Origin of the sequence: Winogradskyella eximia, assembly GCF_003386165.1 — a bacterium.
GTDB lineage: Bacteria > Bacteroidota > Bacteroidia > Flavobacteriales > Flavobacteriaceae > Winogradskyella > Winogradskyella eximia.
On record NZ_QRDV01000007.1, the window covers coordinates 81447 to 95836 of the forward strand.

The 14390-nt window shown below is 30.9% G+C and carries 14 protein-coding genes and 1 tRNA gene; 7 read left to right on the plus strand and 8 right to left on the minus strand.

The genetic code is table 11. From position 1 onward, the window contains the following. Positions 1-4: 4 nt before the first annotated feature. Together DFQ10_RS14120 and DFQ10_RS14125 are read right to left on the minus strand one after the other, a co-directional pair. On the minus strand, positions 5-664 hold the full coding sequence (locus DFQ10_RS14120) for a DUF4290 domain-containing protein (RefSeq protein WP_115818236.1): 660 nt from the start codon (positions 662-664) through the stop codon (positions 5-7). Positions 665-753: 89 nt separating this feature from the next. After that, positions 754-1047 (minus strand): DUF493 family protein, encoded by a 294-nt coding sequence (locus DFQ10_RS14125; protein WP_115818093.1) that lies wholly within the window; start codon positions 1045-1047, stop codon positions 754-756. 90 nt (positions 1048-1137) lie between these two features. Here DFQ10_RS14125 and DFQ10_RS14130 point away from each other — a divergent pair, with 90 nt between their 5' ends. The 5 genes from DFQ10_RS14130 to DFQ10_RS14150 all read left to right on the plus strand — a co-directional run bounded on the left by DFQ10_RS14130 (position 1138) and on the right by DFQ10_RS14150 (position 5830). Then, on the plus strand, positions 1138-1680 hold the full coding sequence (locus DFQ10_RS14130) for an AAA family ATPase (protein WP_115818094.1): 543 nt from the start codon (positions 1138-1140) through the stop codon (positions 1678-1680). Further along, a complete protein-coding gene (locus DFQ10_RS14135) occupies positions 1680-3575 on the plus strand; it encodes a RecQ family ATP-dependent DNA helicase (RefSeq protein WP_115818095.1) in 1896 nt (631 codons plus the stop codon). Before DFQ10_RS14130 ends, DFQ10_RS14135 begins: the two co-directional genes overlap by 1 nt. Beyond that, positions 3572-4531 carry a methionyl-tRNA formyltransferase gene (gene fmt / locus DFQ10_RS14140; RefSeq protein WP_115818096.1) on the plus strand — a complete coding sequence of 320 codons (960 nt, stop codon included), beginning with the start codon at positions 3572-3574 and terminating at the stop codon, positions 4529-4531. Before DFQ10_RS14135 ends, fmt begins: the two co-directional genes overlap by 4 nt. A 197-nt stretch (positions 4532-4728) precedes the next feature. After that, a complete protein-coding gene (locus DFQ10_RS14145) occupies positions 4729-5001 on the plus strand; it encodes an HU family DNA-binding protein (RefSeq protein ID WP_020894395.1) in 273 nt (90 codons plus the stop codon). 274 nt (positions 5002-5275) lie between these two features. After that, a complete protein-coding gene (locus DFQ10_RS14150) occupies positions 5276-5830 on the plus strand; it encodes a YqgE/AlgH family protein (RefSeq protein ID WP_115818097.1) in 555 nt (184 codons plus the stop codon). Between the two features lie 156 nt (positions 5831-5986). Here the strand turns inward: DFQ10_RS14150 and DFQ10_RS14155 are convergent, their stop codons facing one another. Both DFQ10_RS14155 and DFQ10_RS14160 read right to left on the minus strand, forming a co-directional pair. Next, positions 5987-6838: an aminotransferase class IV gene (locus DFQ10_RS14155; RefSeq protein WP_115818098.1), complete on the minus strand. Its 852-nt coding sequence runs from the start codon at positions 6836-6838 to the stop codon at positions 5987-5989. 106 nt (positions 6839-6944) lie between these two features. Further along, a complete protein-coding gene (locus tag DFQ10_RS14160; protein WP_115818099.1) occupies positions 6945-7337 on the minus strand; it encodes an START-like domain-containing protein in 393 nt (130 codons plus the stop codon). Positions 7338-7519: 182 nt separating this feature from the next. On the opposite strand from DFQ10_RS14160, the gene DFQ10_RS14165 reads away from it, so the two are divergent. Together DFQ10_RS14165 and DFQ10_RS14170 are read left to right on the plus strand one after the other, a co-directional pair. Further along, a tRNA-Met gene (locus tag DFQ10_RS14165) sits at positions 7520-7593 on the plus strand. Positions 7594-7844: 251 nt separating this feature from the next. After that, on the plus strand, positions 7845-8591 hold the full coding sequence (locus tag DFQ10_RS14170) for a hypothetical protein (protein WP_115818100.1): 747 nt from the start codon (positions 7845-7847) through the stop codon (positions 8589-8591). A gap of 70 nt (positions 8592-8661) precedes the next feature. Here DFQ10_RS14170 and DFQ10_RS14175 read toward each other — a convergent pair whose 3' ends face one another. From DFQ10_RS14175 to DFQ10_RS14190, 4 genes are read right to left on the minus strand one after another with little or no spacing between them, the layout of a single operon-like run. Continuing rightward, positions 8662-9339 (minus strand): hypothetical protein, encoded by a 678-nt coding sequence (locus DFQ10_RS14175; RefSeq protein WP_181897643.1) that lies wholly within the window; start codon positions 9337-9339, stop codon positions 8662-8664. A 1-nt stretch (position 9340) separates the two neighbouring features. After that, positions 9341-10774: an asparagine synthetase B family protein gene (locus DFQ10_RS14180; protein ID WP_115818102.1), complete on the minus strand. Its 1434-nt coding sequence runs from the start codon at positions 10772-10774 to the stop codon at positions 9341-9343. A gap of 2 nt (positions 10775-10776) precedes the next feature. Next, positions 10777-11577 (minus strand): M20/M25/M40 family metallo-hydrolase, encoded by an 801-nt coding sequence (locus DFQ10_RS14185; RefSeq protein WP_115818103.1) that lies wholly within the window; start codon positions 11575-11577, stop codon positions 10777-10779. Next, positions 11574-14387 carry a glycosyltransferase gene (locus tag DFQ10_RS14190; RefSeq protein ID WP_115818104.1) on the minus strand — a complete coding sequence of 938 codons (2814 nt, stop codon included), beginning with the start codon at positions 14385-14387 and terminating at the stop codon, positions 11574-11576. The genes DFQ10_RS14185 and DFQ10_RS14190 overlap by 4 nt, the downstream gene beginning before the upstream one ends. Positions 14388-14390 lie beyond the last annotated feature (3 nt).

Consider the following 14390-nt stretch of genomic DNA (forward strand, 5'->3'; position numbering starts at 1 on the left):
CGTTTTAGTAACGTTTTCTGTTATTGGAATATTTTTTCTTATTTGTGTTGTTGCTCTTTTTATTTGTATTGCTTTTACTACCGTATTTAGATTTAGTACGCATCAAACTTGTAGCATCACTAAGATCTTCTTCAGTGTTCTTTAGATCAATTTTACCACCAGAAAGCTCAAATAAATGATTGTAAATAACATCATCTTCAACCGTGTCTTTATTCCAATTAAGGAAACACTTTTTCATGTGGTTAGCAATCGTATATGTTAAAGCTTCTTTTAGCTCACCATCTTCCCAACCAACAGCAACATCAATCATCGTCTTGATGTTATTACCATAAAATCGATATTTAGGGAAATTCTGAGGATATTTTAAAGGTTCTGGTCTTGCCTGAATTTCTTCTCTTGAAGGTTCACCATAAGGAGAATCTACATCAATATTAAAATCAGCCATAATAAACAACTGATCCCATAATTTGTGCTGAAAATCTGGAACATCTCTTAAATGAGGTTGCAAATTTCCCATTACTGAAATAATAGCTTTGGCTACTTTATTGCGTTCTTCTTTTGTTTCGCGAGTCTTAGCATAATTAATCATCTTTTGTAGATGGCGTCCATATTCTGGAATTATTAAATGCTCGCGCTCTGTGTTGTATTCTAAATCGTCAATCAAAATTGTAAAATGTGTAGTATATAGTTTTAAACCTGAAGTCTTTCGGTTTTGTTGCAAAATACAAAAAAATATGAAGCCTAAAGGAAAATTTATAAGGAAATTACACCTTCTACATTTTCTGCGATATTCTTATACTTAGCAATGACTGCCTCTGGGTTTTTCATTCTTACATTAATAGAAACACTGGTGTACTTTCCATTCTTAGATTCTGTGGTTGTAATCACAGCACCTAAATTATCGAAAAGTGCCTCAATATGATTAACTCCTGAGCCTTCTGAAAGCACAATAAATTTGTATAAATATTCCGATGGCCAAAGGGCTGTATCGTAAAGTTGTGCTTTTAGTTTTTCGTAAAATTCTTCTGTTTTTCCTGAATTATCCATGTTCTTTTTTTTCAGTTGCTAAGATACATTAACTTTAGATTTTTTGGTTTAATTTATTATCACGAATTTTACATCATAAATATTATCAATTTGAATCCAAAAAAAATCGTCATTGCAGGTGGTCCTGGCACTGGTAAAACTACCATCATTAATGAATTAACAGCACGTGGTTATTTATGCTACGATGAAATTTCTAGGCAAATAACTTTGCAAGCTAGAAAGGATGGTATTGAACAGCTTTTTTTAACAGAACCGTTATTGTTTAGTGAAAAACTTTTAGAAGGACGAACAAAACAATTTACCGATGCGGCAAAAGAATCTGAGTCTATTGTTTTTTTAGACAGAGGTATACCAGATGTTATTGCTTACATGGATTACATTGGAGATACGTATCCAGATCGTTTTGTGGAAGCCTGTGAAAATCATAAATATGACTATATCTTTGTATTAGCACCTTGGCAAGAGATTTTTACAAGTGACAGCGAACGCTACGAAAACTTTGAAGAAGCTATTGAAATCCACCATCATTTATTGCAAAGTTACGTCCGTTTTGGTTATCATTTAATAGATGTTCCGTTCGGAAGTGTTAAATCTAGAGCTGATTTTATTCTAGAGTCCTTAAATTTGCAGTAATGCATCCTATAGAAGTTTTAGAACGGTATTGGCAGCACACGTCTTTTAGACCGTTACAAGAAGAGATTATCACTTCGGTTTTAAACCAAGAAGATACTTTTGCGTTGTTGCCAACTGGAGGCGGAAAATCAGTTTGTTTTCAAATTCCGGCTTTAATACAAGATGGAATTTGCATTGTGGTTTCTCCTTTAATTGCATTGATGAAAGACCAAGTAAATACCTTAAAAGAAAAAGGTATCAAAGCCATTGCACTGACTTCTGGCATGTCTTATAAAGATTTAGACACACAACTAGACAACTGTATTTACGGTAATTATAAGTTTCTATATCTTTCTCCTGAGCGCTTACAACAAACTTTAGTGCAAGAGCGTATTCAACAAATGAAAGTGAATTTAATTGCCGTTGATGAAGCACATTGTATAAGTCAATGGGGAAATGATTTTAGACCTGCTTATAAAAACATTACTGCGTTGCGACAGTTGCATCCTCATGTTAGTTGCATTGCCTTAACGGCCACCGCAAAACATAATGTGGTTGATGATATTGTGGAGAATCTAGATTTTATAAACCCCAAAATCTTTAAAGCTTCATTTGCAAGACCCAATATAGCCTATGACGTTATTCATACAGATGATAAATTATTTCAATTAGAACATCTATTAAAAAAATATAATGGGTCTTCTATCGTATATGTAAGAAATAGAAGAGCAACTACAGACATTCATAATTTTCTTAAAGCTAAAGGGTTTTCTTCTACATTTTACCATGGAGGTATTACTAATAAAGAAAAACAAGAACGTTTGTACCAATGGACCAATGGGCAAATAGATATTATGGTTGCAACTACGGCTTTTGGAATGGGAATTGATAAGGCTAACGTAAAAACCGTTATTCATATTAATTTACCAGAAAGTTTAGAAAGTTATTACCAAGAAGCAGGACGTGCAGGAAGAGATGGAGAATTAGCGTATGCCATTATTTTAAAGCAGCATATCGATGAAAATCATTTACGCAGTCAGTTTTTAAATACGTTGCCTTCGGTGGCCTTTGTAAAAACAGTTTATAATAAACTGTGTAATTACTTTCAGGTGTCTTATGGAGAAGGAGAAAACACGTTGCATCAATTCGATTTTAAATCGTTTTGCAATCAATATAAGTTAAGCGCAAGTATCACCTATAACGCCTTATTGTTATTAGACCGAAATGCGATTATTACATTGACGCAACTTTTTAACTTTAGAACAAAAATTCAATTTATAACCACAAATGCTGTTTTGTTTAAATATTTAGAAACACATCTAGATTTAAACATTTTGGTTAAAGTGCTTTTAAGGACTTATGGTGGCATTTTTGATTATGAAACTAAAGTCAACCTCAGTTTAATTATTAAGAAGGCTAATCTATCAGAAAAACAAGTCATAGCGCAATTACAGCGTTTAGAAAAGGACGAAGTTATTAGTTTACAAATGGCAAATACAGATTCTGAAATCACGTTTTTAAAACCTCGAGAAGATGATATTACCATAAACCCTATTGCCAAAACAATAGAACAGCAACACACTTTAAAACATCAACAAATTGAATCAGTTTTAAGCTATATACAGAATGAATCGGTTTGTAGAAGTCAGCAGCTCCTACTCTATTTTGGAGAAACATCGAAGCAACCTTGTGGATTATGTTCGGTTTGTGTAGCTAAAGCTTCAAGTTTAGATAACACTTCAAATGAAGCGATTTCCATTCAAATTATAAAAATTCTAGAAACAGAAGCCTTATCATCAAGACAGTTATTGCTTCAAATAAAATGTTCAGAGAAGGTCCTTTTAGATAGTCTTTCAGAATTAATAGCACTTAAAAAAATAAAATTAACACCAATAAATACTTACACACTTATATGACAAAAACACGTGATTTACGCATTGTTTTTATGGGTACACCAGATTTTGCTGTTGCCACTTTAAAAGCCCTTATTGACCATGATTATAAAGTTGTTGGTGTTATTACTGCACCAGACAGACCAGCTGGTCGTGGACAAAAACTAAGAGCTTCTGCGGTTAAGGAATTCGCATTAGAGCAAAATTTAAATATTCTGCAGCCAACAAATTTAAAAGCAGAATCTTTCATAGAAGAATTAAAGGCACTAAATGCTAATTTGCAAATTATTGTAGCGTTTAGAATGTTACCAAAAGTAGTTTGGCAGATGCCAGAATATGGCACATTTAATCTGCATGCATCTTTATTACCTCAATATAGAGGTGCTGCTCCAATCCATTGGGCTATTATTAATGGTGAAACCAAAACAGGTGTCACTACATTTTTTATAGATGAAAAAATTGACACTGGAGCCATCATTAAGAGTGAAGAGACTGCCATAGGAAACAAAACAACTGTAGGTGAATTACATGATGAGTTAATGACCATAGGAAGTGCTTTGGTTATTAAAACGGTAGAACAAATTGAAAGTGATACAATTGAAACTACGATTCAGCCGCAAACCGACGATTTAAAAACAGCTTATAAGCTGAATAGAGATAATTGTAAAATAGACTGGAAACAACCTATAGATACGATATACAATAAGATAAGAGGCTTAAATCCGTTTCCCACAGCTTGGTGCTACTTAGATAATGATGAAGAAAAGCCCTTATCTGTAAAAATTTATGGTGTTGAGAAAGTAGAAGAGAATCATAATTTTGAAGTTGGAAAACTAATCGCAACCAAGAATGAGTTAAAGGTCGCATGCCAAGGAGGTTATATCAATTTAATAGAAATGCAATTGCCAGGAAAGCGAAAAATGGATATAAAATCGCTTTTAAATGGGTTTAATTTTTCTGAATCTGCTAAACTGCTCTAAACCCTTATTATCATTGGTTTTACAAAATATCCGATGAAATGCACAAGCTTTATTAACAAATGTCATAAGTTATTAACAAAAACCCGCATTTCCCTTGCTATTCCTTGTATAGCTTAATATTCCTAATAATTTTGTCTAAGGATTTTAATAACAATAATTTTAAAACCGATTTTTTTAACAATTAAAAATTAATATTTATGAACAAAACAGATTTAATCAACGGAATGGCAGAGAATGCTGGAATTACTAAGGCAGCAGCAAAAAAAGCATTAGACTCTTTATTAGTTGATATCGAAGGATCTTTACAAAAAGGTAACAGAGTATCTTTAGTAGGATTTGGTTCTTGGTCAGTTTCTAAAAGAGCTGCAAGAGATGGAAGAAACCCACAGACTGGTAAAACTATCAAAATCAAAGCTAAAAATGTAGTGAAATTTAAGGCAGGTTCTGACTTAAGTAGCGCTGTAAACTAATACAGTTTTTATTTAAAAATACATAAGCCTGCTCAATGAGCAGGCTTTTTTTATTCTTTAATGTTATGTGTTTCACTCTCTAATTATTCTAATTAAAGTTATTATACCTTTTGAAATAAGAAAATAAATTCATCAAAGTGGCTAAAATTCCCGACCTAAAATCAGAAGTCAAAATAAATAATAAAGAAAACTATATTGTATAATAACTTAGAATTAGTTGTTTTTTTAACAAAAAAAACATAGATTTAGTAATCTTTAAAACAGAAAAACCGAAATGAACAAACCCGAAAAAGGCAATTTACTAATTGCTGAGCCATCTATTATCGGTGATATTTCATTTAATCGTGCTGTGATACTTTTAGCAGATCATAACGCATTAGGTTCTGTTGGTTTTATTTTAAATAAACCTTTAGACTATAATCTTAAAGATCTTATTGAAGGAACCGACTCTGAATTTCCTGTATATAATGGTGGCCCAGTAGAACAAGACAACCTCTACTTTATTCATAAATCACCAGAACTTATACCCAATAGTGTAGAAATATCTAATGGTATATTTTGGGGAGGCGATTTTAGCGTGGTCATTAACTTAATAAATGATGGAGAGATCTCCACCAAAGATATTCGTTTCTTTTTAGGGTATTCTGGTTGGAATGAACAGCAATTAGATAATGAACTGCAGTCTAATGCTTGGTTAGTTTCAGAAAACATCTACAATAAAGAGATAATATCTAAATCTTGTGTTTCCTTTTGGAGAGAAAAAATGTTAGAACTTGGTGGTGACTATAGTATTTGGTCTAATGCCCCTGAAAATCCTAGTTATAATTAGAAAAAGTACTCAAGGTTCCAAAATTTTTAAACACGAAACTCTCTATTTTAGACCCATTGTAACGAAAAGAAGCTATAGGCTTACGTTTAATTTAGTCTTCTTCTGATAACTCTAATTTAAAATTTAGTGCTTTTTTAGTGTGAAATAAACAGTGTGCTATAACAACCTTAACTTAGCATTTAACTTAGCGATAAGACTTTGAGCAAAATCACTGCCATACGTTTTTTTACGATACTTAGTGATAGGCACAATACCTTTAATAACATTAGTCACAAACAATTCATCCGCTTTTTGAAGTTCAAACGGACTTATAGACGCCTCTTCTACGGTAACATTAACGTCTTTTGCTAATAATTCTAATATTTGCTTTCGCATTACACCTTTAAGGCAACCATCTTCTAATGGTGGAGTTTTTATTGTATCCCCTTTTACTAAAAACAAATTACCGTTTAAAGCTTCAATGACACTTTTATTGGTATTTAGTACTAAACAATTATCAAAGTCATTTTCCTTGGCATAAATACTTCCAATGACTTGAATGGCTTTATTATTAGATTTTAATCCTGACAATAATCCTGGTGCAACAAAATAATCTTTATATAAATCTACAATATAACTGCGACTATCATCAATGTTGTAAAATGGAAGATTATGTGGCTCTGCACTAATATTATAATGAACTTGTGCTTCTTTACTAGGAGCATATTTGCCACCTTCTCCTCTATCTACATTCAATCTTACACGTGCAGAAGCGTTTAACAAATCATTAGCCTCAAGAGTTTTTAAAATTTCAGATTCTAGAAATTCCATGGTGAAGTTCATAGGAATATCCATTCTAAGAATTCGCATTGAGGACATTAATCTAAAATAGTGGTCTTCCCAAAAGAAGATTTTGCCGTTAACTACTTTTAGTGTTTCAAAAAGTGCGTCACCATATTTGTAACCTCTATTGTTAACAATGAGTTTAGAATCTGCTTCAGAAAGAAGTGTGCCGTTAAAATTTATCATAAAAAAAGTCTCGATTTAGTTTTAAAATTAAATCGAGACAAATATATAATAGAATATGTTTTTACACCATTTATTAGCTCAATTAAACCAATAATAGCATTTAGACTTATGCTGAACCTAAAACTTGTTTAAGACTAGAGATCTGGTTTGTCCAAAGCATTTTACCTTCTTCAACCTCATCATCTTCAGCAAAATCTGTAATCATTAAAGACACGTCTTTTGTAATTTCATCAACTTGTATGCGAATTTCAAAATAACAAGTAGAACCGTCTTCGTCATCGCTTAACCAACGAAACTTAATACGTTCACCACTTTTTTTGCTTAATAATTTTGCCTGCTCTTCTGAGCCATCCCAAATAAAAGTGAATAGTTCTCCACGAGAGTTAACGTTATCTGCAAACCACTCTGATAATCCAGAAGGTGTTGATATGTAAGTATATAGTAGTGCAGGTGATGCTTGGATCACAAACTCCATTTCAAATTTTTCTTTATCGTCCATAATTGTTAATATTATTTGCTCAATATATACATTTTATGGCTCAGATTTAAAGATTAAATTAAAATTATTTTTTTTAGTTTTTATTGTTTGCTGTCGTAGAAAATGTTTTTATATTTGCAGCCGCAATTACGCGTATGTTCAGATTGCTTATTTGAACTTCTATAGTATGAATTGCGAATTATGGCGAGGTAGCTCAGTTGGTTAGAGCGTTGGATTCATAACCCAGAGGTCACGAGTTCAAATCTCGTTCTCGCTACAACAGTAAAAGTCTAGTACGAAAGTGCTAGACTTTTTTTATGACTATACCGTAAGATGTGCTAAGTCTTTATTTTTCTACACTATTTTATTTAGGCGGTTGGTTTGTTTTTCTACTTATCTCATTGGTTATAATACGCTTTACCTCTGCCGTTGATACGGGATATACCCGAATGATACCTAAGGCACATACGCTATACACACGCTATACCTATTTGCTAAATCGTTAAAAATCACTATATTAGTGTTATTATGGCACGACAAAAAGGACTATTAAAACTTACAGGGACCTTAGGTGGTATTAATTTTTACGTTGTAAAAGGCGTTGGGTTTGCACGTAATGCTGGTGGTGGTTTTAATGGTGACGCCATTCGCCACCAACCTAATATGCAACGTGTACGTGAAAATGCGAGTGAATTTGGACATTGTAGTACAGTTAAAAAAGCTTTTAGATTGGCCTTGATGCCTTTTTTACATGGCTATAAACATTCTAAGTTGCATGCGCGTATGATGACCTTATTTACGAGTATAAAGGCTTTGGATGCGACTTCTGAACGTGGCTCTCGTAGGGTTGGTGAGGGTTTACAAACGGCTAAAGGTAGACAGTTATTGCATACTTTTGAGTTGACACCTCAGCATAAGATGCTGAATGCTGTACTACGTCACTCTAATTTTAATTGGTCCTTGCAAGGTCTTAGTGTTACGGATTTTAGTACTAAATTATATTCGTGTCCTAAAGCGGCAACGCACGTAGGTTTAACTTTAGGTATTTTAGACTTTAACTTTGATACTTTAGACGCTTCTTTAATGGTTGCTCCTACTTATTTTTTAGAGGTGTCTTCTGCGTCTTCTTCTTTTGAGATTGCCATGGATGCGGTTGTGGTTACTGATTTTGTAGGTATTGCTGTTCTTGGATTACGGTTTTATGAGGTTATTGATGATGAGGTTTATGGGTTGAATGCTATGGTTGGGGTTTGTTTATTGGATGTTAGGGTGTAGGGTTTGATATGGAATATGGTTATTCCTTACCTTGTATATACTAATTTGAGTTACACTTTAAATTCGTATTTTATCCAAGTAAAATATTTGAATACTGTTCTAAACGATTAAATTTTTCTTTTATAAAACTTAATACCTCTTTTTCATTTAGCATATATTCTTTGAATCCTTTATCGGAATAAATTCTTATACGAGAGCCTTTTATAAAATAGAATATCTGACCCTTCACTATTGAAAATCTAACACTGTCATGGAAAGGATAAATTGAAGAATCGACGAATCTATTTTTAATATCTAATAAAATATCTTCTTGAGACTTAGACACTTTAGGTATCACCATCATTTTATTATACTCATATGAAGACTTAGTTTTGTGATATAAAAAAATTTTATTATCGTTTATTTCTGTTTTAAAATTCATACCATAAATAGAATATTCAATTTCTTTAAACTCAGGAAATAGTTTTACTGATGGCCAACCTGAACCTACATCTATGTAGTATTTTCTATCATTGATAATAACAGAAAGCATTCTATGACATTCTATACCATTAATAAAAGACGAATGTAGCTTACTATTAATATCGTTGTTATCTAATATCCCCTTAAACCTTAAAACTTTATCAGAACAAGTGCCTCCTAAGGACAATTGTTTATTCTGAATGTTATTTAACATAAATAAGTTATGAAAAGGAACCGTTTTAAATTCGTTTAATAATAAAGACTCTATTTTATCGATGGTACTCAACTTATCTATGTTTAATTCCTCTTTTATCAATTGCATCATCAAAAACAGGATATTTATGGAAATAATTCTTTTCTGCTAGTTTTTTTGGATAGTGTATTGACCATATTTTTTTTAAAGACTTTCTCTCCAATTCGTTATTATGATTAAGATGTTCTACTACTAATTTTCTAATACCTGAACCAACATCGAATGCTGTTTTTTTTCGAGAAATAATATCTTTTGGCAACTCTTCAATAAACAAATCTCTCAATATTTGTTTATCTGTTAATTGCTCTATTGATAACCCTAAAGAAGCTTCATACACCTGTTTATCTAGAAAAGGACACCTCGCTTCAATAGTATTTGACATTGATGCTAAATCTAATCGTCTTAACTCTGTAACATGCAAATTGTTAATCAAAATTTTACTTTTATCCCTAGTTACTTCTGCATCCTTGGAAATTTTATAACCACAAAATAGCTCATCTGCTCCTTCTCCTGACAATATAACTTTTAAACCATCTTCTGAAGCCGATTTAGATAAAAGATATGTTGCTAAACCATTACTTATTATAGAAGGATTATAACTTTCTGTTTGATAAACCAACTGATCTATTAACTGATCTAATTCATCTCGATCAGGTAATGACACCATTATTAATTGCTCTTCAATACCTAGAAAAACTGATAATTCTTGAACATATTTATAATCTTCACTATGAAGATCTACCAGTGAATAATAAACCACATTTTTAGTTAACGTATTCACTATTGACGCTATTATAGAACTATCTATTCCACCACTTAAAAAAACACCAAAAGGTATATCTCTGTTTTCAGGAACTCTTTTTTTAACAGCAATTTTAATTCTTTCTTTTAAATCTAATGGTGATTTATCTAAAAACTGATGTTTTATATTCTTTGAGATTTTATTGTTTTCTATAATAGAAAACCCCTTTGGAACACATTCAAAATTTTCTATATCACTAATACACTTTAACTCACTTGTAATAAATTCAGATGAGAAACTAGAACCGTAAAAGAGCGGTTTTTTTCCAATATAATCTCTTATTGTATATAGATTACGAGTTAATTTATTAAAAATCAAACCTGAATAGAATCCATCTAAAAGATGAATTACTCCTCCACCATATTTAGCAAATAAGGGTAAAATAATTTCGATATCGCATTTAGAGACTAATGAAATGTTATTTTCTTTTGCTAAAGATTTAAAATTAAAAATCTCTCCATTAAAGACGCCAATATAGTCTCCATACTCAAATGGTTGCATCCCCTTTTCAGATTCATCGTTAATTGCTAAACGATTAAAACCTATGGCTATATTATTATCTTGATATACTTTAGAGCCATCTTTCCCTCTATGACTTAAAAGCCCTAGGCATTTCTGGATAGCTTGGGGATTATGATTTCCTATTAAAGCAACAATACCGCACATATTTATATCTCAGTCTTGTTAATCCATTGTATAAATCGTGTAAACACTTGTTTATGTTTTTCTAATTTAATCATGTCTAAACTTTCATTTTCCCTATGTATGTTACATCTACCATCATTTGGACCAAAACCAATATAAAAGCCACCTTCTGGTATATTAGATACAAAAGGGCATTTTGTGAATTTACTTAAGCTCCTATTATCAAAAATAGCGTCACCATTATATAATGCATTGTTTAATTCCGTTAAGAAAGAAGGCTGTTTTTTAGTTATCGGTAAATAAAAGATCACTGGTATTTCTCCTTTATTAACTCCTGTTTCTTCAACATATATTTTAGCGCCAAATTCGGCAATATGTTTGGGTATCACATCAAAAGGTGTTTTTCCTGCAACCTCTTCTTCACCTTGAATAATCCATAATATATTGGGTATTTCAAGTCCTTTTTCTTTCATTTCTAACAATGCAAATATGCGGCAAATAAGTATCCCTTTATTATCTGCTATTCCTCTTGCATAATACCTCCCATCAGTTTCAGTTAGAACAAAAGGGTCTGTTTTCCATTTTTCCTTTTTATTTATTTTTTCAACATCATAATGGTTATATAATGTCACTTTTTTTGAAGAATCTACATTAGTATATTTCGCTATAATAACCGGTTGGTTATAAGGGCTATCTCCTTCTATGGAAATCGTAAAACCAATTTTTTCTAATAAATCTTTAACTAATTGAATTCCTTCAAGGTTTGCTTCCTTATTATTTGCAATTGTCTTGATAGAGATAAACTTTTTTAATGTATTAATCATTTAACTAACTCTTTTGAATTTATAATCTCCTTATTTTCTTTATCATTAATGACTTTAGACATGAAATTCTCCCAACCTATAATTTCCAATGGAATTTCTCCTGAATTAATTTTTGTTGTAAGTCCCCTAAATTCTGAATCTAACATTTTAGGATAATTAAGCATTAAAAATGCTCTTTTAATCATATTTATATATTTACTCTCTGTATAGGGTTCAAATGACCTACCATAATCTATAAGCTTTAAATCCTTATCATTAATAATTATAAAGTTTACAGGTTTAATATTTGAAAATATAAGCCCATTATTTTTACAGAATCTTAAAAAATAAATGATTTGATTTTCTTCTATATAATCCACTGATTTAAAAGGATGATATGGATATTTAATATAGTTTCCTTCTGCATCTTCCACAAACTCTATAGACTCTAATAAAGTACATTGAGAAAACACATTCTTGTTATTTTTTAACAACTCCCATTCATAATCTTTTATGGAATAGAATGATTTATAAACAAAAATATAGTCCGTAAAAACAACACCTTCAGATCCTTCTCCGAGCAACACTAGATCTTTATCTAACTTAAATGCTTCTTTAATTTTTTGTTTATTACTATCCGTTGTTTCAATATTTCTTTTAATTGAATCGGTATAAGACCATACTGTAGTCGCTAGAGATTGTATAAATTGTTTTAATAATATTTCGCTTTGTGAAGCTTCAATAACATCTATAAAATATTTTTTTAAAACAAGATTTGTAAATTGTTTAGTATAAGCATCTATAAAATTATAGTCTTTACCTAACATCTCTAAAAGTCCAAATATTCTATAATAGTTCATTAAAAAACGAGACTTTCTTTTTATAATGGTCTTTTTATATTCTATTAAAAAAACATTAAAAAAGCCAGCTTCATTTAACCTTTCATAAATATCCTTTGGTCTATTAGGTTTCGTTTTCTGTTTTATCTCTTCGATTGTTTTTATGATAGCCTTATTAAAAGCATAACCTATTAAATCATTAGCTGATTTATCAAGTTCATGTTCTATTTTAAAATTTTGAATAGGTCTATTTTGATCCACACAAAACGTATGCTCTGCAATTTTCCTATTAGATATTGATTGATTTAAAAGTGCCCAAAACAAATCACCTCTTCTTACAAACTTATCATTTACTTCTAAATTAACTACAGGATAAAATCGTAACAAATCCCTATTAAAAATCAAAGTATTCGGACCTCTATTACTAACAGATTCCGAATGATTAATCTCTTTTTTTTGTAAAACAGGTCTAGAAACTGCTTTCCCTGAAAAAATATGTGTTATATCCTTTTCAATATTAGAAGGGTAATAAATAGGAGATTCAATATGTGTAAAATGCGCATCTGAAATATCATAATAATAATCCTTTAAATCTTTAAGACAATTATAATCTAACTTTTCTTTATTGTTAGAGTGCATACTATAAACTAAATCTACTAATTGTACTCTTATCGAAGATAAAAAAGGTAATGGAGGGTCTTTACTTACACTGCCAATTAATGCATCGTATTTATCTTTATAGTTATTAATAATAGAAAACAAATCTGTTTTTGAACTCTTATTATTACCATGTGTATTAGAAAAAGTTATATCATCATCTATAACCCAATACACTGGTTTTTTAAATGCCATAGATTCCGTAAACAAATGATGTTGAAGTATTGTGCGACCAATAGGAATGGAGTTTATTTTAGTAAACTTTTTAAAGTACGTTCCATAATACCCTAATTTTAAATTAGTCTCCCAATCTGCTCTATGCACAATTATAAAGTCTATTTTAAATTTGACTAATTTTTGTTTTACATCATCAAAATTATCTAGAGAAGATAGATTATCTATTATCAAGAGTTTATCTACTCTAATTGTTTTTTGTATAATAGCATCAATAATTCTTTCTGCAATTTTTTTATCTCCTGCGATAAAGCCTACAATGAAGTCAAAATCTTTACAATCCTTAAATAGTATGTCTTGTTTATTAACTAATTCCTGTTTTCTAATAGATCTAACAATATCATTTTCATTTAATTCAAATACCTTTTTTGCTCTGTTGAAAAAACGTTCCTTATCTAGAGAAGTCATAACATGCTGATATTTATAATAGAAATACCTATAACTCTCTTTTTTTAGTTCTAAATTATTTGTCAAGCGCTGACGTGTGTTTTCAACATGCAGCGTTACTAGATTACTTTCCAGAACTCTATATTTAGGCTTCAACTGAAATAACCTTACAAATACATCTCTATCTACTGTAGCTACCATTGCTTCATCAAAACCACCTGCTTTTAATAGTGTTTTTAATCTTACAAAAGTGTTAGAGCCTCCAACGCCTGGATTGCCATACAAGAAATTATGAAAATCTAGCTGTTTAGGTAATTTCAAAAAAGACGCTGCGTTTGAATCTTTTCTTATGAGGTTCGTAAAAACAATATCTTCATTAGTTGTATTAGAAGTCATTGCATCTAAATAATCAACATGCCATTCATCATCATCGTCAAGTGACGAAAAATAAACGGTATCATCAATATCGTTACTGCTAATAAAATATTCTATGCCTGTATTTAAAGCTCCTGAATAATTATTTGTTCTTTTATTTTTAATCCAATCAACGTTATAAGCCTTACATATTTCCTGCTCTGCGAGATGATTTTTTTGTTGGGAATTAGACACCACGATGACAAAATTTGGTTTCCGAACTTGATTATGAACAGATTTAAGTGCTCTTTCTAATAATTTTACTCTATTACAAGTAACGACAACTGTAAAAACAACCATATA